20 protein-coding genes and 1 tRNA gene are annotated in these 18,779 nt (G+C 59.6%); 14 read left to right on the forward strand and 7 right to left on the reverse strand.

Features of this window, described 5'->3' with window-relative positions; translation table 11 throughout:
• The first annotated feature begins 111 nt into the window (after positions 1 to 111).
• From AB7535_RS41455 to AB7535_RS41465, 3 genes are all read left to right on the forward strand, one after another.
• Positions 112 to 420: an EthD family reductase gene (locus AB7535_RS41455; protein WP_148749892.1), complete on the forward strand. Its 309-nt coding sequence runs from the start codon at positions 112 to 114 to the stop codon at positions 418 to 420.
• A gap of 255 nt (positions 421 to 675) precedes the next feature.
• On the forward strand, positions 676 to 1,185 hold the full coding sequence (locus AB7535_RS41460) for a hypothetical protein (RefSeq protein ID WP_354114069.1): 510 nt from the start codon (positions 676 to 678) through the stop codon (positions 1,183 to 1,185).
• Positions 1,186 to 1,299: 114 nt separating this feature from the next.
• The gene (locus AB7535_RS41465; protein WP_028151420.1) at positions 1,300 to 2,124 is read left to right on the forward strand and encodes an alpha/beta fold hydrolase; all 825 of its coding nucleotides are present in this window, start codon (positions 1,300 to 1,302) and stop codon (positions 2,122 to 2,124) included.
• A 166-nt stretch (positions 2,125 to 2,290) separates the two neighbouring features.
• Here the strand turns inward: AB7535_RS41465 and AB7535_RS41470 are convergent, their stop codons facing one another.
• On the reverse strand, positions 2,291 to 2,944 hold the full coding sequence (locus AB7535_RS41470; RefSeq protein ID WP_166348559.1) for a TetR/AcrR family transcriptional regulator: 654 nt from the start codon (positions 2,942 to 2,944) through the stop codon (positions 2,291 to 2,293).
• 84 nt (positions 2,945 to 3,028) lie between these two features.
• Between AB7535_RS41470 and AB7535_RS41475 the strand changes: the two genes are divergently transcribed.
• The 9 genes from AB7535_RS41475 to AB7535_RS41515 all read left to right on the forward strand — a co-directional run bounded on the left by AB7535_RS41475 (position 3,029) and on the right by AB7535_RS41515 (position 9,083).
• On the forward strand, positions 3,029 to 3,967 hold the full coding sequence (locus AB7535_RS41475) for an SDR family oxidoreductase (RefSeq protein ID WP_354114070.1): 939 nt from the start codon (positions 3,029 to 3,031) through the stop codon (positions 3,965 to 3,967).
• A 26-nt stretch (positions 3,968 to 3,993) separates the two neighbouring features.
• On the forward strand, positions 3,994 to 4,653 hold the full coding sequence (locus AB7535_RS41480) for an NAD(P)H-binding protein (protein ID WP_028151423.1): 660 nt from the start codon (positions 3,994 to 3,996) through the stop codon (positions 4,651 to 4,653).
• 82 nt (positions 4,654 to 4,735) lie between these two features.
• Positions 4,736 to 5,185 (forward strand): DUF2948 family protein, encoded by a 450-nt coding sequence (locus tag AB7535_RS41485; RefSeq protein WP_354114071.1) that lies wholly within the window; start codon positions 4,736 to 4,738, stop codon positions 5,183 to 5,185.
• Positions 5,186 to 5,329: 144 nt separating this feature from the next.
• A complete protein-coding gene (hisD, locus tag AB7535_RS41490) occupies positions 5,330 to 6,625 on the forward strand; it encodes a histidinol dehydrogenase (RefSeq protein ID WP_354114072.1) in 1,296 nt (431 codons plus the stop codon).
• Positions 6,622 to 7,119, forward strand: a complete 498-nt coding sequence (locus AB7535_RS41495) for a UPF0262 family protein (protein WP_071909262.1) — start codon at positions 6,622 to 6,624, stop codon at positions 7,117 to 7,119. Before hisD ends, AB7535_RS41495 begins: the two co-directional genes overlap by 4 nt.
• A gap of 132 nt (positions 7,120 to 7,251) precedes the next feature.
• Positions 7,252 to 7,719, forward strand: a complete 468-nt coding sequence (locus tag AB7535_RS41500) for an arsenate-mycothiol transferase ArsC (RefSeq protein ID WP_063985873.1) — start codon at positions 7,252 to 7,254, stop codon at positions 7,717 to 7,719.
• Between the two features lie 146 nt (positions 7,720 to 7,865).
• Complete coding sequence (locus AB7535_RS41505) at positions 7,866 to 8,495, forward strand: Maf-like protein (RefSeq protein WP_028151428.1); 630 nt, start codon at positions 7,866 to 7,868, stop codon at positions 8,493 to 8,495.
• A 145-nt stretch (positions 8,496 to 8,640) separates the two neighbouring features.
• Positions 8,641 to 8,823, forward strand: coding sequence for a DNA gyrase inhibitor YacG (gene yacG / locus AB7535_RS41510; RefSeq protein ID WP_028151429.1), 183 nt, complete (start codon positions 8,641 to 8,643; stop codon positions 8,821 to 8,823).
• Positions 8,824 to 9,007: 184 nt separating this feature from the next.
• A tRNA-Phe gene (locus AB7535_RS41515) sits at positions 9,008 to 9,083 on the forward strand.
• 65 nt (positions 9,084 to 9,148) lie between these two features.
• Here the strand turns inward: AB7535_RS41515 and AB7535_RS41520 are convergent.
• The 3 genes from AB7535_RS41520 to AB7535_RS41530 all read right to left on the reverse strand — a co-directional run bounded on the left by AB7535_RS41520 (position 9,149) and on the right by AB7535_RS41530 (position 11,429).
• Positions 9,149 to 10,186 (reverse strand): tyrosine-type recombinase/integrase, encoded by a 1,038-nt coding sequence (locus tag AB7535_RS41520; protein ID WP_439037173.1) that lies wholly within the window; start codon positions 10,184 to 10,186, stop codon positions 9,149 to 9,151.
• Complete coding sequence (locus tag AB7535_RS41525; RefSeq protein WP_439037174.1) at positions 10,167 to 10,418, reverse strand: helix-turn-helix domain-containing protein; 252 nt, start codon at positions 10,416 to 10,418, stop codon at positions 10,167 to 10,169. Before AB7535_RS41525 ends, AB7535_RS41520 begins: the two co-directional genes overlap by 20 nt.
• Positions 10,419 to 10,544: 126 nt before the next feature.
• Positions 10,545 to 11,429, reverse strand: coding sequence for a hypothetical protein (locus tag AB7535_RS41530; RefSeq protein WP_439037175.1), 885 nt, complete (start codon positions 11,427 to 11,429; stop codon positions 10,545 to 10,547).
• A gap of 146 nt (positions 11,430 to 11,575) precedes the next feature.
• Between AB7535_RS41530 and AB7535_RS41535 the strand changes: the two genes are divergently transcribed.
• Both AB7535_RS41535 and AB7535_RS41540 read left to right on the forward strand, forming a co-directional pair.
• Positions 11,576 to 12,586 carry a ParB/RepB/Spo0J family partition protein gene (locus tag AB7535_RS41535; RefSeq protein WP_439037176.1) on the forward strand — a complete coding sequence of 337 codons (1,011 nt, stop codon included), beginning with the start codon at positions 11,576 to 11,578 and terminating at the stop codon, positions 12,584 to 12,586.
• Positions 12,576 to 14,687 carry a phage/plasmid primase, P4 family gene (locus tag AB7535_RS41540; protein ID WP_439037177.1) on the forward strand — a complete coding sequence of 704 codons (2,112 nt, stop codon included), beginning with the start codon at positions 12,576 to 12,578 and terminating at the stop codon, positions 14,685 to 14,687. Before AB7535_RS41535 ends, AB7535_RS41540 begins: the two co-directional genes overlap by 11 nt.
• 990 nt (positions 14,688 to 15,677) lie before the next feature.
• Here the strand turns inward: AB7535_RS41540 and AB7535_RS41545 are convergent.
• The 3 genes from AB7535_RS41545 to AB7535_RS41555 all read right to left on the reverse strand — a co-directional run bounded on the left by AB7535_RS41545 (position 15,678) and on the right by AB7535_RS41555 (position 17,311).
• Positions 15,678 to 16,187: a hypothetical protein gene (locus AB7535_RS41545; protein WP_439037178.1), complete on the reverse strand. Its 510-nt coding sequence runs from the start codon at positions 16,185 to 16,187 to the stop codon at positions 15,678 to 15,680.
• Positions 16,188 to 16,360: 173 nt separating this feature from the next.
• Positions 16,361 to 16,660 (reverse strand): DUF3768 domain-containing protein, encoded by a 300-nt coding sequence (locus AB7535_RS41550; RefSeq protein ID WP_439037179.1) that lies wholly within the window; start codon positions 16,658 to 16,660, stop codon positions 16,361 to 16,363.
• Positions 16,661 to 16,777: 117 nt separating this feature from the next.
• A complete protein-coding gene (locus AB7535_RS41555) occupies positions 16,778 to 17,311 on the reverse strand; it encodes a hypothetical protein (protein ID WP_439037180.1) in 534 nt (177 codons plus the stop codon).
• Positions 17,312 to 18,779: the final 1,468 nt, after the last annotated feature.

Consider the following 18,779-nt stretch of genomic DNA (forward strand, 5'->3'; position numbering starts at 1 on the left):
GCAGACGGCAAGCGGAATCTCACTTGCCATCTTGCCGTGTCCCACGGACTATCGCCCCGTCGCGAGGCCAATCGCGCGTGGAAGAACAAAAGATTCACAAGGGAGGACAAAATGGCCGAACTCGTCGTGCTCTACAAGACGCCCAAGGACGTCGCCGCCTTCGACAAGCATTATGCCGAGACCCACATTCCGCTCGCGAAGAAACTTCCCGGCCTGAAGAAATACGCCGTCAGTACGGGCGCAGTCGGCTCGCCCGCCGGACCATCGGGCGTCCACCTCGTCGCCATTCTCAGCTTCGACAGCGTGGGCGACATCCAGAAGGCCTTCGGCAGCGAAGCGGGCAAGGCGGCCGCAGGCGACGTGCCGAAATTCGCCAGCGGCGGCGCCGATCTGCTGATCTTCGACACCAAGGAAGTCTGAGCGCGCGAAGCGCCTGCCAAATTCGATTCAACTTTCGTCGAAGACCTGCAAGCTTAGCCCGGATTTAGCTTCGCCCCATCCGGGCTACAAACTGCTCTCGTTTGTGACAGCACTGCAAAAAATTCGGTCGTGCGTTTGTCGATTCGCACGACGGCGCATGGCTCCGCACGAGTCTGTGACATCGCGTATGTAGCCATCCGATGAGGACCGTAATATCAATCACCTGATCTCAATGCAGAGAGTAGGAGAGATGCCGTGGTTCTTGGGTTGAGCCTGCCCGCCTTCACGTTGGTCCATGTCATCATCAGCCTGATCGGCATCGTCGCCGGCCTGATCGTGATGTTCGGTCTGCTCGGGTCGAAGTCGATGCCGGGCCTCACCGCGATCTTCCTGCTGTTCACGATCCTCACCAGCGTCACCGGCTTCCTGTTTCCGTTCAAGGAGCTGCTGCCCTCGTACATCATCGCCGGCATCTCGCTGGTGCTGCTCGCGATCGCCTGCCTCGCGCTCTACGGAATGAAGCTCAAAGGGGTCTGGCGTCCCGTCTACATCGTGACCGCGATGATCTCGCTCTATTTCAACGTCTTCGTGCTGGTGATCCAGTCGTTCCTGAAGGTGCCGGCGCTCGCCGCGCTCGCGCCTGCCGTGCCGCCGAATCCGCCGGGAGGCCCCGTCTTCGCCGTGGTGCAGGGCATCGTGCTGGTGTTCTTCGTGGTGCTGACCATCGGCGCCTGGCGCCGCTACAAGCCGATGACGTTTGCCTGATCGCACGTTCACGGTCGGTGCGCGGCATCGACCTCGTGACATCGCCCGACCATCTCCGGATCGCCGGCTCGCGTTTTGCGAGCCCCGGATTGATTTTCACTGAAGGAGCCATTCATGCCCACCATCACCACCAAGGACGGCGTCGAGATCTTTTTCAAGGATTGGGGCTCGGGCCAGCCGATCGTGTTCAGCCATGGCTGGCCGCTGTCGGCCGACGACTGGGACACGCAGATGATATTCTTCGCCAATCACGGCTACCGCGTCATCGCCCATGACCGCCGCGGCCACGGCCGCTCCTCGCAGGTCGCCGACGGCCACGACATGGATCACTATGCCGACGATCTCGCGGCGGTGACCGCGCATCTCGACCTCAAGAACGCCATCCATGTCGGCCACTCCACCGGCGGCGGCGAGGTCGTGCACTACATCGCGCGTCACGGCGAGAGCCGGGTGGCGAAGGCTGCGATCCTCTCCGCCGTGCCGCCGCTGATGGTGCAGACGGCGGCCAATCCGGGCGGCCTGCCGAAGAGCGTGTTCGACGATCTCCAGAAGCAGCTCGCCGCCAGCCGCACCGGCTTCTACCGCGACCTCGCTTCCGGTCCTTTCTACGGCTACAACCGTCCCGGCGCAAAGCCGTCGGAAGCGGTGATCCAGAACTGGTGGCGCCAGGGCATGATGGGCGGCGCGAAGGCGCATTACGACGGCATCGTCGCGTTCTCGCAGACCGATTTCACCGAGGACCTGAAGAAGATCAGCGTGCCCGTGCTGGTGATGCACGGCGACGACGACCAGATCGTTCCCTACGCCGATTCCGGCCCGCTGTCGGCCAAGCTGCTGAAGAACGGCACGCTCAAGACCTACAAGGGCTTCCCGCACGGCATGCCGACCACGCACGCCGAAACCATCAACGCGGACCTGCTCGCGTTCTTCAAGGCGTGAGGGAGTCTTCCTTCTCCCCTTGTGGGAGAAGGTGGCGCGAAGCGCCGGATGAGGGGTCTGCTTCAACGAGTCGAACTGCAAGAGTTCACGCGCGGAGACAACCCCTCACCCGTCTCGCCGCTACGCGGCGAGCCACCCTCTCCCACAAGGGGAGAGGGGAAGAGCGTCACTTCAAGATCGCCCTGATCGCATCGAACGTGCGCTTCACGAAAACCTCCGGTTTCTCCCGCACATCTTCGCCGATCCAGTTTTCGCCGCCGACGCGCATCGCGCCGGTGGCGATCATGGCGACGAGCCGTGCCTTCAATCTGTCCGATTTGGTTTTGGCACGCTGCGAAAGCCCTTCGGCCAGTGCGCGCTCGAGCTTCTCGTATTTGAGCTGGTCGCGCGCGTGAAGCGCGGGATTGTCGCGCTTGAGCCGCGACATCGCCGCCGCTTCCGCCGGGTCGATCCGCCTGACCGCCGCCGCGATCGCATTCTCCGCCGCCGTCAGCATGGTTTCGCCCGCTGGCCGCGCCACGACCTCTGCGACCAGCGCGCTTGCTGCGCCCTCCTGCCAGGCGGCGACCACGTCCTCTTTCGACGCGAAGTAGTGAAAAAAGCTGCGGCGTGACACGTCCGCCGCGGTTGCGATGTCGTCGATGGTCGTGGCCTCGAAGCCGCGCTCCAGGAACAGCGCCATCGCCGCGCGGGTCAGCCGCTCGCGGGTCTCTTGCAATTTGCGCTGGCGCAGGCCGGGGCCGTCAGGGGATTTTGCTCCTGCCGGCAATGGCTTGGCGCCTGTCCTGACCGATTTCCCGCCGGGCTTTGAAGCCTTCAAATTATTTCACCTCTTGCAAACTTGCACCCAGTGCACATTTAGACCGGTCGCGGGCCTCATTCCAGCCCCGAACGGAGATACGGCATGACCGACTGGAGCACGGCAGACATCCCCTCCCTCAGCGGCAAGACCGCCGTCGTGACCGGGGCGACGGGCGGCCTCGGCTACGAGACGGCGATGGCGCTGGCGGGCGCCGGTGCCATTGTCATACTCACCGGACGCAACGACGCAAAGGGCCTGCGGGCGATCGAGGGCATTTGCGAGCGGTTTCCCAACGCATTGATCGCCTACGAGCATCTCGATCTCGCCAGTCTCGCCTCCGTCGCCGATTTTACCAGGCGTTTTGCCGCCAGCAACGAGCAGCTCGATCTCCTGATCAACAATGCCGGCGTGATGGCGCTGCCGAAGCGGCAGCAGACGGAGGATGGTTTCGAGATGCAGCTCGGCACCAACTATCTCGGCCATTACGCGCTGACGGCACAGCTGTTGCCGCAGCTTCGCCGCGCGAAAGCGCCGCGCATCGTCAATCTGTCGAGCCTCGCGCACCGCTCCGGCGCGATCAATTTCGACGATCTGCAAAGCAAGCGTTCCTATCGTCCCTGGCGCGCCTATTGCCAGTCCAAGCTGGCGATGCTGATGTTTTCGCTGGAGCTGCAGCGCCACAGCCTCGCCGCCGGCTGGGGCCTGACGAGCCTTGCTGCCCATCCCGGCTACGCGCGGACCGATCTCATTCCGAACGGGCCGGGCGCCGACACCTTCCAGTCGCGTGTCAGCCGTTGGCTCCAGCCTTTCATCAGCCACTCCGCAGCCGAAGGCGCGCTGCCCACGCTGTTCGCGGCGACCTCGCCGGCTGCAGAGCCCGGTGGCTATTACGGTCCGAACTGGTTCTACGAATTGAAGGGGCCGCCCGCGCCGGCGAAGATCATGCCGCAGGCGAAGGATTTCGCCGCGGCCGCCATGCTGTGGGATGTCTCGGCGACGTTGACCGGTGTATCCTTCGACGAGATCGCGGTCGCCGCATGAGCCGCGGGCCGGGTGGGGACGTCACGATGCAAGTCATCATCTTCGGCGCGACCGGCATGGTCGGGCAGGGCGTATTGCGCGAATGCCTGATCGACACCGGCATCGACCGCGTGCTCGTGGTCGGCCGCAGTCCGACCGGCGTCCGCAATGCCAAGCTCACCGAAATCACGCACGGCGATTTCACCGACTACTCGGCGATCGAAGCGCAGCTCACGGGCTTTGATGCCTGCTTCTTCTGCCTCGGCGTCTCTTCGATCGGCATGAGCGAGGATCGCTATCGCCATCTCACCTACGATCTCACGCTCGCGGCAGCGACGACGCTCGCGAAGCTCAATCCGCAGATGACGTTTGTCTACGTCACCGGCGCCGGCACCGATTCCACCGAGCAGGGATCGCGGATGTGGGCGCGGATCAAGGGCAAGACCGAAAACGATCTGCTCAAGCTGCCGTTCCGGGGCGCCTACATGTTCCGTCCAGGGGCGATCCAGCCCCTGCACGGCGCCCGCTCCAAGACCGCCTGGGTGCAGGCCGTGTATGCCGCAACCGGGCCGCTCTGGTCGGCGCTGCGCCGGATCTCGCCGCGGCTCGTCACCTCGACCGAGCAGATGGGCCGCGCCATGATTCGTGTCGCCCGGGAGGGGTATCCGCGGAAGGTGCTGGAGATGGAGGATATCAATAGCCTCTAGCTGGCTGGCCCGTTAGTTTCACGGAAATTTCCGCGGCCGCGCGCGTTGAGCCTTATCGGTCCCCCGAGGAGAAATGCCGGCGATGTCTCCCCAGCTTAAACTGATCGCGCTCGACGCCGACGATCTCGCCGTGATCTCGACCCATGTGCAGGACGCCCGCGTCCAGGCCGCCGACATCATCTGGCGGCAAAGCGAGAAGCGGCTGGTGGTCGGGATGAGCCGGCTGGACTGGGAGCAGTCGCTGGACGGCGAGACCGAACCCCGCCGGCTGGTCGCCGCGCTCCGCTTCGACCGCGTGCTCGCCTGCAAGTCACGCAACATCGACCTCGGCGCGCCGGACGAGGTTCTGGACCTCGTCGGCATCGAGTTTCACTCCCAGGACGGCCGCGACGAGGAGCCCGGCGGCAGCGCGCTGCTGCTGTTCGCCCATGGCGGCGCCATCCGCCTCGACGTCGAATGCCTGGAATGCGAATTGACCGATCTGGGGGCGGACGAGCTCGGGGCCGGACTGGGCATCGAGGAGGAGGGGTGAGTTGGCCGGTATACCAGTCACACCAGGTCGGGCCGCTGCCGGAACGGCATCTCCCGAGGGTTGACGCAGCTTCCCCGCCGCGCCATTGAGCAGGGGGTCGGTGAGCCAATCCGCCCCAAAGACCAGCCGGAAGCCAAGCCAAAAATGCCCGTTCGTCTCGACCGCAGCAGCGCCGATTTTGACCAGCGATTCGCGGCCTTCCTCGCCGCCAAGCGCGAGGTCTCGGCCGACGTCGAGGCCGCCGTGCGCACCATCGTCGACGACGTCGCCAGGCGGGGCGATGCGGCCCTGCTCGAGGCCACGGCAAAGTTCGACCGGCTGAAGCTGGATGCATCCGGCCTGCGCGTCACCGTCGCCGAGATCGAGACGGCCGTGAAGGCCTGCGATGCCGCGACGCTGGATGCGCTCAAGCTTGCGCGCGACCGCATCGAGACCTACCACCGCCGCCAGCTTCCGAAGGACGAGCGCTTCACCGATCCGCTCGGCGTGGAGCTCGGCTGGCGCTATACCGCCATCGAATCCGCGGGCCTCTATGTGCCCGGCGGCACCGCGGCCTATCCCTCCTCGGTGCTGATGAATGCCGTGCCCGCGAAGGTCGCCGGCGTCGCGCGCCTCGTCATGGTGGTGCCGTCACCGGACGGCAAGCTCAATCCGCTGGTGCTGGCGGCCGCTTCGCTTGGCGGCGTCAGCGAGATCTACCGCGTTGGCGGCGCGCAGGCCGTGGCGGCGCTCGCGCACGGCACCGCGACGATCGCGCCGGTGGCCAAGATCGTCGGCCCCGGCAACGCCTATGTCGCCGCCGCAAAACGCTTGGTGTTCGGCAAGGTCGGTATCGACATGATCGCCGGTCCCTCCGAGGTGCTGGTGATTGCCGACGACACCGGCAATGCCGACTGGATCGCCGCTGATCTGCTGGCGCAGGCCGAGCATGATGCCAGCGCGCAATCGATCCTGATCACGGATTCCGCGCGCCTCGCCGCCGATGTCGAAAAGGCCGTCGAAGCGCAGCTGAAGACATTGCCGCGCACAGCAATTGCCGGCGCCTCCTGGGCCGATTTCGGCGCCATCATCATGGTCAAGAATCTTGCCGACGCCATTCCGCTCGCGGATGCGATCGCGGCCGAGCATCTCGAGATCATGACCGATGATCCCGACGCGCTTGCCGCAAAGATCCGCAACGCCGGCGCGGTGTTCCTCGGCGCGCATACGCCCGAGGCCATCGGCGACTATGTCGGCGGCTCCAACCACGTGCTGCCGACGGCGCGCTCGGCGCGGTTCTCCTCGGGGCTCGGAGTTGCCGACTTCATGAAGCGCACCTCGATCCTGAAATGCGGCCCGGACCAGCTGCGTGCGCTCGGACCTGCCGCGATGACGCTCGGACAAGCGGAAGGGCTGGACGCTCATTCGCGCTCGATTGGATTGCGCCTCAATCTGTCATGACCCAGCCGCCCGAACAGGACGACTCGACCAATCGCATCGTCGCGGTCACCCTCGACGAGGACTCGATCGGCCGTTCCGGGCCCGACATCGAGCATGAGCGCGCGATCGCGATCTACGATCTGATCGAGCAGAATTTGTTCGCGCCCGATGGCGCCGACGGGAAGGGGCCGTTCACGCTGCATATCGGCATCACCGGCAGCCGGCTGATGTTCGACATTCGCCGCGAGGAAGGCACGCCCGTGGTCGCGCATCTGTTGTCGCTGACGCCGTTCCGGCGGATCGTGAAGGACTATTTCATGATCTGCGACAGCTACTATCAGGCGATCCGGACAGCTACGCCGGACAAGATCGAGGCCATCGACATGGGCCGCCGCGGCATCCATGACGAGGGATCACGCACGCTCCAGGAGCGGCTGAAGGGCAAGGTGCGGGTCGACTTCGAGACCTCGCGCCGGCTGTTCACGCTCATCACCGTCCTGCACTGGAAGGGTTAGGCGCATGATCCCGAAAAGTGGGCACCGGTTTTCGGACCAGATCATGCGCGAGACAAACGGCTTAATGGCCCGGAAAAATGTGCAGCGGTTTTCCGACAAGGCCATGCCCTCTTTCAAAAGAGGCTAGGCGCGATGGCGGGTCCGCCACGCGCACGCGATCCGCAATCGGTGCTGTTCGCCTGCGCGATGAACAGCGTGCGCTCGCCGATGGCCGAGAGCCTGCTCCGGCACATGTTTCCGCAGGGCCTCTACGTGAAGTCGGCCGGCGCCAGAAAAGGCGAGCTCGATCCCTTCGTGGTCGCCGTGATGGACGAACTGGGGCAGGACATCTCCGCCCACAAGCCGCAGACCTTCGAGGAGCTGGAGGATTGGGAGGGGCTGAATTTCGACCTCATCATCACGCTCTCGCCCGAAGCGCACCACAAGGCGCTGGAGCTGACCCGCACGCTCGCCGCCGACGTCGAATACTGGCCGACGCAGGATCCCACCACCATCGAAGGCAGCCGCGACCAGAAGCTCGCCGCCTACCGCGAGGTCTGCGACCAGCTCCTGATGCGCATCCGTAGGCGTTTTGCGAAGGTCGGCGCGGCGAGCGGTTAGCCGTAACACCCGCGTCACAGACCGAGGGCACACGCATGTTGGACGCCTCGAATCAGTAAAGTCCGGGTTCCCGGGTTGTGAAATCAGCCCCCTTCCGATAGGTTCCGCGCGCAATTCACCCCCTGCTTCATCCCCCAAATCACCTGATGCTCGGCCGCCCCAAATTCGTACTTGCCTCCGGTTCGCCGCGGCGCCTGTCGCTGCTCAACCAGGCCGGCATCGAGCCGGACGCGCTCCGGCCGGCCGACGTCGACGAGACGCCGAAGCGGGGCGAGCTGCCGCGGGCCTGCGCCAACCGTCTCGCAAGGGCCAAGGCCGATGCGGCGCTGAAATCGGTGCAGCTCGACGACGAGCTGCGCGGCGCCTTCATCCTCTCAGCCGACACGGTTGTGGCGGTCGGCCGCCGCATCCTGCCCAAGGCCAATCTGGTGGACGAGGCCGCGCAGTGCCTGCGGCTCTTGTCGGGCCGTAACCACCGCGTCTACACCGCGATCTGCCTGGTGACGCCGCGCGAGGCCTTCCGCCAGCGCCTGGTCGAGACCCGTGTCCGCTTCAAGCGCCTCTCCGAGGACGACATCCAGGCCTATATCGGCTCCGGCGAATGGCGCGGTAAAGCCGGCGGTTACGCCGTGCAGGGCATCGCCGGCTCCTTCGTGGTCAAGATGGTGGGGTCTTACAGCAACGTCGTCGGCCTGCCGCTCTACGAGACCACGACGCTGCTCGGCGGCGAAGGTTTTCCGATCCGCTTCGGCTGGCTCAACGCCACGGCCATCTAGCGCGCCGACAAAAATCTCGAAAACAACCCCATGCACAGTAGAATGGCTCCGCCGGACCCGGCCCGCGACGCCTGCGCGACCGCCCGAGGAACCGCTTTGCCGACAGGCTCTTGAACGCCTTCACCCCGAGTAAGCTGCCGACATCATGGACGACCACGTCAAAAAGCCCGCCGGCCCGCTCAAAACCTGCCCGATCTGCGGCAAGCCGCAGTCGGAAGCCACCCGCCCGTTCTGCTCCTCGCGCTGCCGCGACGTCGACCTGAACCGCTGGCTGAAAGGCTCCTACGTCATCCCCGGCCGCGACGACGAGGCGGATGGCGAAGAATAATTAATAATATCAATTGCTTATTTCGACCTCCGATTCGCCGCGCACCAGCCGCAGCAAGCCCGCCCCACCTTGTGCACAGCCGGGCCGCGCCCGGCGAAGCCACTTGGCGAAGCCGGGTGGACATGCCGCTCCTAGCCCACTATAAACCGCCCGCTCGATGGGCCTTGGCCCCTCTTTGGAGCACGCCCAGGTAGCTCAGTTGGTAGAGCATGCGACTGAAAATCGCAGTGTCGGTGGTTCGATTCCGCCCCTGGGCACCATGATTTCAAGGGGTTACCTCCCCGATAAGCGCCTCGTTAGACACTTTCCATGGCTGGTTAGACACTTACGTTCGCGTTTTGCTTCCCAAAGGGTCGAGCCGACCGACCACCTCCCGCATTTTTTCCGAGGTATCCGCTGAGTGGGAGTAGTGGATCGCCATCGCGAGCGTCTTCTGGCCAAGCCAACGTCGGACCGTGTCGATATCGTAACCTGCTTCAATGAGAAGCGTGCCGACCGTGTGACGCAGGCCGTGGAACGTGAGGCCCTGGCCGATTTTCCCTACCTTTTTCAGCGCAGCCATCGCCTTGATGAAACTCGAATTAAAACCGCTCTCGGTCCATGGCGTGGCGCTCGTAGTGGCAGCAATGGTGATCGCATTGTGATGCGGAGACACAGCCAGGATGTGAGCGAGGTCTGGGTGAATTGGAATCGACACTTCCTGGCCGGTCTTATTTGTTTTCCGCCAAATCCTGCCGTCCCGGATTGCGCTCTTCTTGAGGGCCAGTACGTCACCTTTTCGAAGACCAGTGAACATCGCCAGCGCCACAGGTACTCTCAACTGGTATGGCAGTTCGGTCAGGACAGTTCTGCATTCCTCGACGGTCCAAGGTCTGTTGGCTGCAGGTGCGCTCCGCGAGCGTCTAACCCGCTTCACGCCCTTGACCGGATTATCGCGAACGATGCCGTGCTCCTTGCCGTGCTCACATGCAACAGACACGACTGCCATCACGTAGTTCGCTTGCCTCCGGCCGTGTTTCTCCGAAATGCGATCCCGAAGCCCAGCGATGAATTGTGGGGTAAGCTCGATGAGAGGCATCTCGTCCAGTGGCCTCAGAAGATTCATCATTCGCAAATAGCCTTGCTTGGTCGTCGAAGCGAGGTCGGCGTAGGCTGAAGACGCTTTGTATGAAGCGAAGAGCTTTCCGAGCGTACCCGGCAGAGCCTCTGCTTTTCGGAGCTTGCTTTCTAAGTTTGCCAATTCCTCGACAAACTCTGCAGTGCCGAACTCGAACTTGAGCCGCGTGCCGGACTTCCTATGGTAAGCATACCAACGCCCTTTCACACGATATCGTTTTAGGCCCTTAATTCTGAGTACGCTCATTGGTGCGATCCATTTCGGCTAACCAATCTCTCGAAGCAGGCGTATTTTTCAGTTGGTCGATCCACTCATCTAAACTCTGGCGGTCGAAACGACGCAGCCGAGGTCCCGGGCCAAGCGCGATTGCTTTCGTCGTGCAGATTCTGAGGAAAACGGGAACGCTGATTCCGCAATACCTGGCGGCTTCCTTCAATGTGAGGAGCCGAGGTGCGATGCGCGCTTCATTCTCGCTCATTTCCTCTTGATCCGAACCATCCACGAGCGAGTCGCGCTGCGCGATCTCTCCGTTCCGATAATGCGGATAGCGGATCAGGCGAAAAGAATTGTCCTGATCAAAGATCAGGGTAGTTGAGGGGCGTTGTCACCTTCTATAGCGGTCAATGACTGCCAGGACCTTTGCCCCTTCACGAGCATCAATGGGCTTAAAAGCAATGGTTGAAACTATATCTTCCGGAAGCCGGAGGGGAGAATAGAAATATTGTCTCGGCCTGAGTTGGGCGGCAACGGTGTTGTAAGCGGCAAAAAATTCCAAAAGTCGGTTGCGATCCTGGACCCTTCTAAGCCACTTTCTTGCAAAGTTCTTTCCCGCGATGGCGTTCAGAACGAATGGATGCTTTTCAACATAAAGGAGATAGTGAAAAGGGGCAGCGGCCTTTAGGCGAGCCCAGTTCACCTCTAATTGCGATTTTTTCGTGCGTGTAAAGAAGTAGTCTCTGCCACTTTTCGTGGAAAGGATGTGAATCCCCATTGTCACCCCACCCTTCTGCCTCGACTTCTTTGGGTTTGATGCAAATCGAGCAGAGAATTCGATGATGCGCGAAACGTCCTTAGCCTTGGGCTTGAAGTCTTCTATTCTGGCCTCAAGGTCTCGGAGTCCATCAAAGTATCGAATCCTTTTCCACCCTCCATGCCGCAAGATCATCTCGTTGTACAATTGGCTATATTCGCAAATTTTTGCCATTTCCTGGATGGTGGGTTGTTGGCCGCTATGGGAGGCCAGCCATTCGGTTTCGAGATGATCCAGAAACTTCATAGCTGCTAGCAACTCAGCATCCCGCATAAGCCTGATGCTAACGTTGATGATAAGGCTATTTTCCTGCTCAGAGGCTGCGTGTCCCGTTATTTTGGCCTCTGACTTTCCTGCATGAAGCGCGAAGATTAGCGCAAAGAGCTTAATGGCACGGAGCGCGTCCGGCTTCTCCTTGTCCGTGATAAAATCAACAGCTTCCTGGATGTTGTATTTCACGATCTGTCATTCTCCCGGTGCCGTACAACTAACCTGAGCGTGCCTCAGGATAATATTCCGGCAGCCATCCGCTACGCCGTCTGGTGCGGACACTGTGTTCGCTCGCGGAGAACCCTCCGCGTTCACCCAAACGGAAAACCTCAGCAATGAAAAGCCTATCTTCACCTAAATGGCCAACACTCGGCAAGCCTGTATCTAAGCCCGTTCTTCCAGTCGATTCGGGACCCATCGCCAATCCTGTGACACCCCGCACATTGTTCGGCGCTAGCAAGTTTCTGTCGGTCCCTATCGCTGATATCGCTTACTCCGGTTCGTACCGCGAGCTTGACGAGAACCACGTCCTCGATTTGCAAGCCTCAATCGGGCGCATCGGTCTGACGACGCCGATCTCTTTGGCCGCGGGGACTTCGAAGCTGGTCCTCATCGCTGGCCAGCACAGGCTCGAAGCGGCGCGCCGATTGGGTTGGGCGCACATCAATGCAATCACATTTGACTCGAACAAAGCGGACAATCGCTTGGTCGCAATATCCGAGAACCTCCACCGCTTGGAACTGTGCCCACTAGATCGTGCCGAATTGCTAATTGAGTGGCTGCAAGCAATTCGAGACCAGGCTGGGCAAGTTGCCCACCCTGCAGGTGGTCAACAGCCGAACGACCGCGGCATAAGTGAAGCATCACGCCAGACGGGCGTGTCCGCGAAGCAGATCAGGCGGGCTGAAGCTATCGTCGGTATCTCACCTGAAGCGAAAGCAACGGCACGCGAGCTTGGCCTTCACGCAAAGCAATCTGCACTCCTCAAGATCGCGGAAGGGAAGACTGCTGGGGAGCAGCTGAAGATTGCCTCGAAAATTGTAAAGCAAAAAAAGCGAAGGCCCCAATCAGCTAAAGACGAAGCCGCCGAGATCGATACAGGGAGCTCGGAACTCGTTCTGGCCACCCCGAGCAGTCCGTCGACGAACGATGTCGAAGGCATACCAGACTTTTTAAATAGGCGCGATCCAGGCAAGGCGTTTCAAGACCTTGTCGCAGCTTGGAATGCCGCGTCTCAGCTAAAACTCACGTGGGCTGATGCACCTTCAGTTGCGCGGTCACGCTTTGCGGTTGAGGTGCTCTGCATCCTTCCGGCTGAGCAGTCGGAGGCCAACTATGTCCTCTGAAAAGGCCAATCATCGTCCCATTCCGCTAGTGAAGCGGGCGCTTCGTTATGCTTCTAGCGGGTTTCACATCATACCCATCTATACCATCCGCGACGGCCAATGTACGTGTCGGAAGGGTGCTGACTGTTCGAGCCCTGGCAAGCATCCGATTACATCGCGCGGCCTTAAGGATGCATCCACCGACCGCAAGACGATAAAAAAATGGTGGATCGCAAATCCCGATGCGAACATCGGAATTGCAACCGGCAGAATCTCGAACCTTGTTGTTGTCGATGTGGATGGTCAGGAAGGCAAAGAGTCACTCGCCGAACTGGTCAAGACATATGGCAGACTGCCGAAAACACCAAAGGTCAAGACGGGGAAGGGACTGCAATACTACTTGCGGCTAGGCAACAAGCCGGTCGGCAACTCGGCTGGTCGCCTCGGCAAAGGCGTCGATATCAGGGGCGATGGCGGCTATGTGGTTGCTCCCGGCAGCGTCCACCGATCAGGCAAGGTTTACAGGTTTCTCTCAGGGCGCGCTTTGGATGATATCGAGATCGCGAAAGCTCCCAAATGGCTTCTAAACTGGTCATTCAATGCTCAGGAAAACAGCGCAGATGTCGAAACCAAGGACGGCACCGACATCGGGACTAGAAACAGCCGCTTGACCGCGATGGCTGGCAAGTTGCGGAGGGGCGGGTTCTCGGAAGCTGCGTTGCTTGCCGCCCTGCGGGCAGAAAACAAGAATCTGGCTCCTCCTCTCCGAAAGGAAGAGGTCGAAAGGATAGCACGAAGCATCGCGGGATACCCTGTTGGCAAAGATCAAGCCGACTTGGCCGAGCGCGTGATGAAGATCATGCTCGACAATGAGTTCGGAGGTGGCGACCACCTCATCCGCTGCGCAGACGAACGCTTCTGGATGTACAATGGCCGGTATTGGGAGCCAGCGCAGGAGAGTTGGCTACGTGGTCGAACGCTAGCCGCGATTCAGGCAATGCCGGACCGTGGCGGAGCAGTTACTTCGGCAATCATTGGTCAGGTGGCCACCCTGTTGAAAGCGAGCCGCGCCGTTAACGATGACCGGCTGCGCTTCGTCAAAGAGCCGCTTCCAGTGATCAATTGTTTGAATGGCGAGCTATGGATCGACGCCGACGGCGGCGTCGAACTTCGCAAGCATCAGGCATCGTCGTACCTTCGGCATTGCTTGAACGTGAACTACGATCCGTCCGCCAAGTGTCCACAGTACGACAAGGCGCTCAGAGAAATATTCTCCCGAGCCGAGCCAGCCTCCAGGGGAATGGTGCGCCATTGGAATGAAGTTGTCGGTTACATGATTCAGCATCGGCGGGAGATTGGCGCGGTCATAATCCTCAAAGGTGGCGGCAGTAACGGCAAAACCGTTCTGATGCAGACAGCTCTGAAACTCCTCGGCGATAATCTGGTATCGGCGCAAAGAATCGAGAGTCTGGAAAACCAATTCGCCCTAGGCAATCTCCTTGGCAAGCTGCTCCTGCTGGACGACGACGTCAAGGCGGGCATCCGCTTGCCGGATGGCCAGCTAAAGAAAATCAGCGAGGCCAAGACAGTGACTGGCGAGCACAAGCACGGGCCGCAATTCAACTTTACGATCAGGTCTCTGCCGGTCCTGCTCTGCAACAATGTCCCGTCTCTTGCCGACGTGTCGCACGGAATGCGTAGGCGGTTGATGGTGATCCCATTTGATCGGACCTTTACCGAGGAAGAGAAAGATGACGAGCTCTTCCCGACCATTTGGAAGGACGAGATGTCTGGCGTCCTCAATCGAGCGATCAAGGGGCTGCAGCGTGTGCTTGGCAGAGGAATGCGCTTTAAGTACCCCAAGGCCGTGAGCGCCGCCGCACACGTTTGGCTCGCCGAGGCAAATCCATTGCCCGCGTTCATCGAAGAATGCTGTACTCGTGAACCTTCCGCGAGCTACCTGCTGAGCGATTTCTATGCGGCTTACACCGCTTGGTCGCAGGCAAAGGGATACACTCGTATCCAGCAATCTGGCTCAGTAGCGCGCAACTTGATCTCCCTAGGCTTTCTGATGAAGAAGCGGAATCGAGGTCAGACCGTCTTGGGTCTCAAGGCTAGGTAAGAGAGCCGGGCAGGGTGGTAACTCGACTATCTCTGCCCGGGCTTGGATGGTAACGATTTTCGTTGCCCCTTGCCAATAACAGCAGTGTTCGTCGAAGAGTGACGAGAGTGACGATTTTCTTTTTAAGTTAAGAGAGAAAACCGATCACTATGATTACTGTCATTTGCAAGGCAGAAAAAGGCGTCACTCTCGTCACGCTGCTTCCTAAATCTGTCGTAATGTTTTGTTTCGTCGCCCTTAGGGCGGTATCGGCGAGGCAGCCGAAGGCGGCTGCCTCTGGCCGAACATAAAAGCAGCCCACATTACCTAGTCTCGGTAAGTGGTGACTGCGTTATTGTCGCAAACCGTCCGTTGGACATAGCCTGACGGAAAATCTTACTCGCAGGACGTTTCTTGATAGCCGGTCGGGCACGCTTTCGACCGGTTTTGCTGGCGAGATCCGCACATCCCGCGATCCCATTGTGAGCTCGAAAGAAGCGCAATAGGTCGTTGGGGTCAATCTGTTCTCCGACAGCCGCCTCCAGAGCTCGGGTCCAACGGCTCCGCTTTTTCAAATCCGGCTGAATGCAGCTGGCATCTATAATAATCCGTAGCGGGTGCGCTTTCACGCGTACCGACGTGAGCAGTGTACTGGGAGCGACTTCCATCAGATGGGACAGCAGATCGTTGTCGTCAAAGTAGCAGTATGCGCGCAAAACAGATCGCAGGTATCTATAATCCGCGAACCGGTCTTTTCTGCTTGCCGCCTTTTCAGCTGCCCTCCGTACCTTTTTAATCCAGGCGACAATCTTTCGGGTCGATGGCCCCAATGACCTTACTGATGATTTCATAAGCACCTCCAAAGTTGAGATGCTCTAAATTAGTGTCGGCAGCGATCATCTAGGCGGCGGTCGAGGCGAAGAACTGCGCTATGCTAAAATGTTTTGAAGCCACAGCTCTTGATAAGATTTGTTCGCAATAGATCGGTGCGAAGCTGGCGAGGATGCGACACTACCGCTTAGCCGGTCGGCAGTAGTTTGCGTAAAGATGCCTCACTGCAGCGTAGTACCTCGTCAAATCTTTCTCGTTTACGTTCGTGTCCCAGGTACGTTGACAATTCGTTCTCAGGCCAACGATAAGGTAGCACATGATGGGGTCGTTACCTTTCAGATCGACAAGGCGCATGGGCAACAACCCAGCGGGCCTTTCCTGGGTCTGCTCCGGATCGACCTTGTTGAAATATAGCTCGATCTCGCCTGGGCCGCGGCCATCGGTCTGGCTTGCACGCACCGTGCAACTCTCTCTATCGGTGATTTTGATCGTCATCACGGGCATAATTTGCATGGCAGCAAAATAACTTGGTACTTGGATGGTCCTGTCATCGATCAACTTCATGTCCCTTGGATCGACCATTCCTCCACTGAATAGGTAGGCTACTGTCTCGGGTAGAGACTGCGCGAGCGCCGAGGAGGGAATGAGCAATACCAAGACGCTAATGTATGCGATCAGCAGGCGTATCATAGATCACCTCCGGAGAATGAGTTTGCGAAAAATGGATTTAGGGCCCGCATGTAACTTCATTTCGCGGACCAGACGCTCCCTAACATGATTTCAGAACGCCAAGGAAAAAGGGATGGACGGAACGACTGCGGTCTACCATCAGCACTGCATCGGATGGTCACGATTGTGGAGCATCAATATTCTTCAGCCAGCATGATTGTAAGAACTCGCTGGGTAACGGAGGGATCTGCCGGGTCGGACGATCCCTCAGTCATGTCTTTCGAAAAATACTCGATCTTCCAAAAAATGGCCTGTCCTTCGATTTTGACCGTGCCAAAGTCCCCCTCTCCGTATGGGTCGGTGTCCATGCAGAAATTATCGTACAGCATTATGGCGTCGAGAACTCGCTCAGCGATATCTGGCCCTAGAGCTGCCACGCCAACTGTCATGAACGCGCCACCGCCTGTGAGATTGCGCCGCATTTCATCATTCAAGTACCGTATCACTTCCTGTTTACCGCCCAATCCCTGATGTCCTGTTGGTCTGTTGTCAAACAAATGGCTCAGGCCGTGTTGACAACCTGAGCCGGGTGATATCGCGGAAGGAAACTTTCAGTCAGTATTGAGTAATGCCAGTGCGCTGATCGGCCGGACAATCTCAGGCTCACTGGGAAAGTCACGCCACTTTAGCGTCACGGCATCGCTGCTTCGTTTGACGATGACAGCAGGCCACCAGCCATCTTCAACAGTGGCCTGAGCGATAACTAGATGACCAGGCGCGAGCTGCGCCGCCGACTTTGGCAGCGACGCAGCGGTTACCCCTGGCTCGCCGCCTACTAATGAGTTGATCTGATCATAGACTGCTTGATCGACTATCGGCACAAGACTGTTGCCCGTTGCATGAATTTTGCCGACAGCTAGTTTACTCACGACTTCGAGCTGCTTCTTGGTGATCGGTACGGCGAGCCGCATACCCATGGCGGCCGCTGCCTTGGCCAACAGCCCATCGTTCTCTCCCGAGAAGCGCGCGGCATGGGGCTTTCGTTCCTTATCTAAACCGAACATAATAACGGTCCGGGTTTGAGGACGCGGTGTTTTCGATGTCGCGGGCTTCGGCGTTTTCGATTTGGTCGGCTTCTTTGACATTGGTGTCTCCTGGAATCAAAAAAGGCCCACTGCGGGCCTTCAAAGTTAGTGTGATGTACTGTTACTCAACTCAAATTGTTGCCCTTCTCAGTCTTCGGCAGACTGACCGCGGAGGGGCGCGCGGTCGCAGCGCCGAAACAATGCGCAATTCCCATTTTGACATCGGAATCCGTCATCGATGTTGTTGCCGTTACAGACATTCAGTTCCGACTGGGCGCAATATCGCCAGATTGCGTGCCCCACGAACCTGCCGAAATTCTTAGGGTAGGCGACGTTGAATTGCTTGGCGTCGATCCGTCGTGCGATTCTTCTAACGATATCGGCGCAACCGTTTGTCGAATAGCAGGCGCTCCCATATGAGTGCTCGTGCCCCAGCCGGTGAGTGATACCTGTTCGACTCAGAAAGTTATGCACCAGTGTGTCGATGGCGATCATGCTAAAGCCGGTCTCCCGCCACAGAGGCTTGCTTGTCGGAGCCGCCAACAATATGTCGGCCAGAGTCATGTTGAGAACCTTGTCTGACACGCCGTAAATATTGCGGAGCGCTCGATCAAGGCATGCCGCATTCGATAGGCGCGATTATTCGCTGTACTCAGATTTGCTTGGGCAAGCGACCGATCTATCCAATCGACGAGCTTTCCATCCGTGACATCGCGGATGAAAAAGAACAGTGAGTACGTCATTTGGTTTAGGCGCCCATTCCGAAGGGCAGGGCGAGGCACCGAACATTTCGGGAGAACTGCAGGCTCAGCGCAAGTCCGGGCGGCTTTCCGATATCCGCACCCGCAGAAGGTCCAGTAACCGCTCAGCTTGGGGCAGGCTGGTGGTCGGCTGGTCGCTCGCTGCAGATCCTGCCAAGAGATGCGGTCATGGTTCTCCATGTAGGTCAGGGCGGCACGGTCGCTGATACCCTGCAGGGAAAACGATCCCACCAGATGCTCGAAGAGGTAGGGCGTATCCCGATCTAGGATTGCTTGTTGAAGCCGACCGGTCTCTGGCCCGATCAGGCCGTCCGCACCGGCCAGTCGGCAGATCGTGTCCACCAGCGCAACGGCGTGGTCGAGGGGTTCGGGATGTACGGAGGTCGTGGGAGCGTTTCTTGACCGGCGGAGCCGCCTCGGGCCGGTCTGTTTATTCCCCATCGCTAGGCCTCGCAGACGGTCTACGGGGCGGTGCACGGAATGTTGTAATCGCTGAAATCATCAGCTGTGTGCGGTTCGCCGAAAATGACGCGACGCAACATCACTAGTCGCTCTCAATGTAGCATCGAAAAAACCGTGTTTCAAGCGAAAAATCAAGCTAAATACATGATTTTATTGACAAAATGGCCATTTTGGCCTACTTTTGCGAGCCGCAGCCGATGTAAAAGGCGCCCGCCCCCGAACTCCGGAAGGGCCGTTTCCTTCCAGTTTGGGACCCAATGCCTTTAGACGGAACCGCCGCCCGTGAAACAGCGACGCCCGAGTAT

This window comes from Bradyrhizobium sp. 956_D2_N1_4 (assembly GCF_052076025.1).
In the GTDB taxonomy this organism is placed as follows: Bacteria; Pseudomonadota; Alphaproteobacteria; order Rhizobiales; family Xanthobacteraceae; genus Bradyrhizobium; species Bradyrhizobium barranii.

What these genes read in the sequence shown, in the direction of transcription:
- AB7535_RS41455 (WP_148749892.1), top strand. Translation starts at nt 112, where the DNA reads ATGGCCGAACTCGTCGTGCTCTACAAGACGCCCAAGGACGTCGCCGCC.
- AB7535_RS41465 (WP_028151420.1), top strand. Translation starts at nt 1,300, where the DNA reads ATGCCCACCATCACCACCAAGGACGGCGTCGAGATCTTTTTCAAGGAT.
- AB7535_RS41475 (WP_354114070.1), top strand. Translation starts at nt 3,029, where the DNA reads ATGACCGACTGGAGCACGGCAGACATCCCCTCCCTCAGCGGCAAGACC.
- AB7535_RS41480 (WP_028151423.1), top strand. Translation starts at nt 3,994, where the DNA reads ATGCAAGTCATCATCTTCGGCGCGACCGGCATGGTCGGGCAGGGCGTA.
- AB7535_RS41485 (WP_354114071.1), top strand. Translation starts at nt 4,736, where the DNA reads ATGTCTCCCCAGCTTAAACTGATCGCGCTCGACGCCGACGATCTCGCC.
- hisD (WP_354114072.1), top strand. Translation starts at nt 5,330, where the DNA reads ATGCCCGTTCGTCTCGACCGCAGCAGCGCCGATTTTGACCAGCGATTC.
- AB7535_RS41495 (WP_071909262.1), top strand. Translation starts at nt 6,622, where the DNA reads ATGACCCAGCCGCCCGAACAGGACGACTCGACCAATCGCATCGTCGCG.
- AB7535_RS41500 (WP_063985873.1), top strand. Translation starts at nt 7,252, where the DNA reads ATGGCGGGTCCGCCACGCGCACGCGATCCGCAATCGGTGCTGTTCGCC.
- AB7535_RS41505 (WP_028151428.1), top strand. Translation starts at nt 7,866, where the DNA reads ATGCTCGGCCGCCCCAAATTCGTACTTGCCTCCGGTTCGCCGCGGCGC.
- yacG (WP_028151429.1), top strand. Translation starts at nt 8,641, where the DNA reads ATGGACGACCACGTCAAAAAGCCCGCCGGCCCGCTCAAAACCTGCCCG.
- AB7535_RS41520 (WP_439037173.1), bottom strand. Translation starts at nt 10,186, where the DNA reads ATGAGCGTACTCAGAATTAAGGGCCTAAAACGATATCGTGTGAAAGGG.
- AB7535_RS41525 (WP_439037174.1), bottom strand. Translation starts at nt 10,418, where the DNA reads ATGAGCGAGAATGAAGCGCGCATCGCACCTCGGCTCCTCACATTGAAG.
- AB7535_RS41535 (WP_439037176.1), top strand. Translation starts at nt 11,576, where the DNA reads ATGAAAAGCCTATCTTCACCTAAATGGCCAACACTCGGCAAGCCTGTA.
- AB7535_RS41540 (WP_439037177.1), top strand. Translation starts at nt 12,576, where the DNA reads ATGTCCTCTGAAAAGGCCAATCATCGTCCCATTCCGCTAGTGAAGCGG.
- AB7535_RS41545 (WP_439037178.1), bottom strand. Translation starts at nt 16,187, where the DNA reads ATGATACGCCTGCTGATCGCATACATTAGCGTCTTGGTATTGCTCATT.
- AB7535_RS41555 (WP_439037180.1), bottom strand. Translation starts at nt 17,311, where the DNA reads ATGTCAAAGAAGCCGACCAAATCGAAAACGCCGAAGCCCGCGACATCG.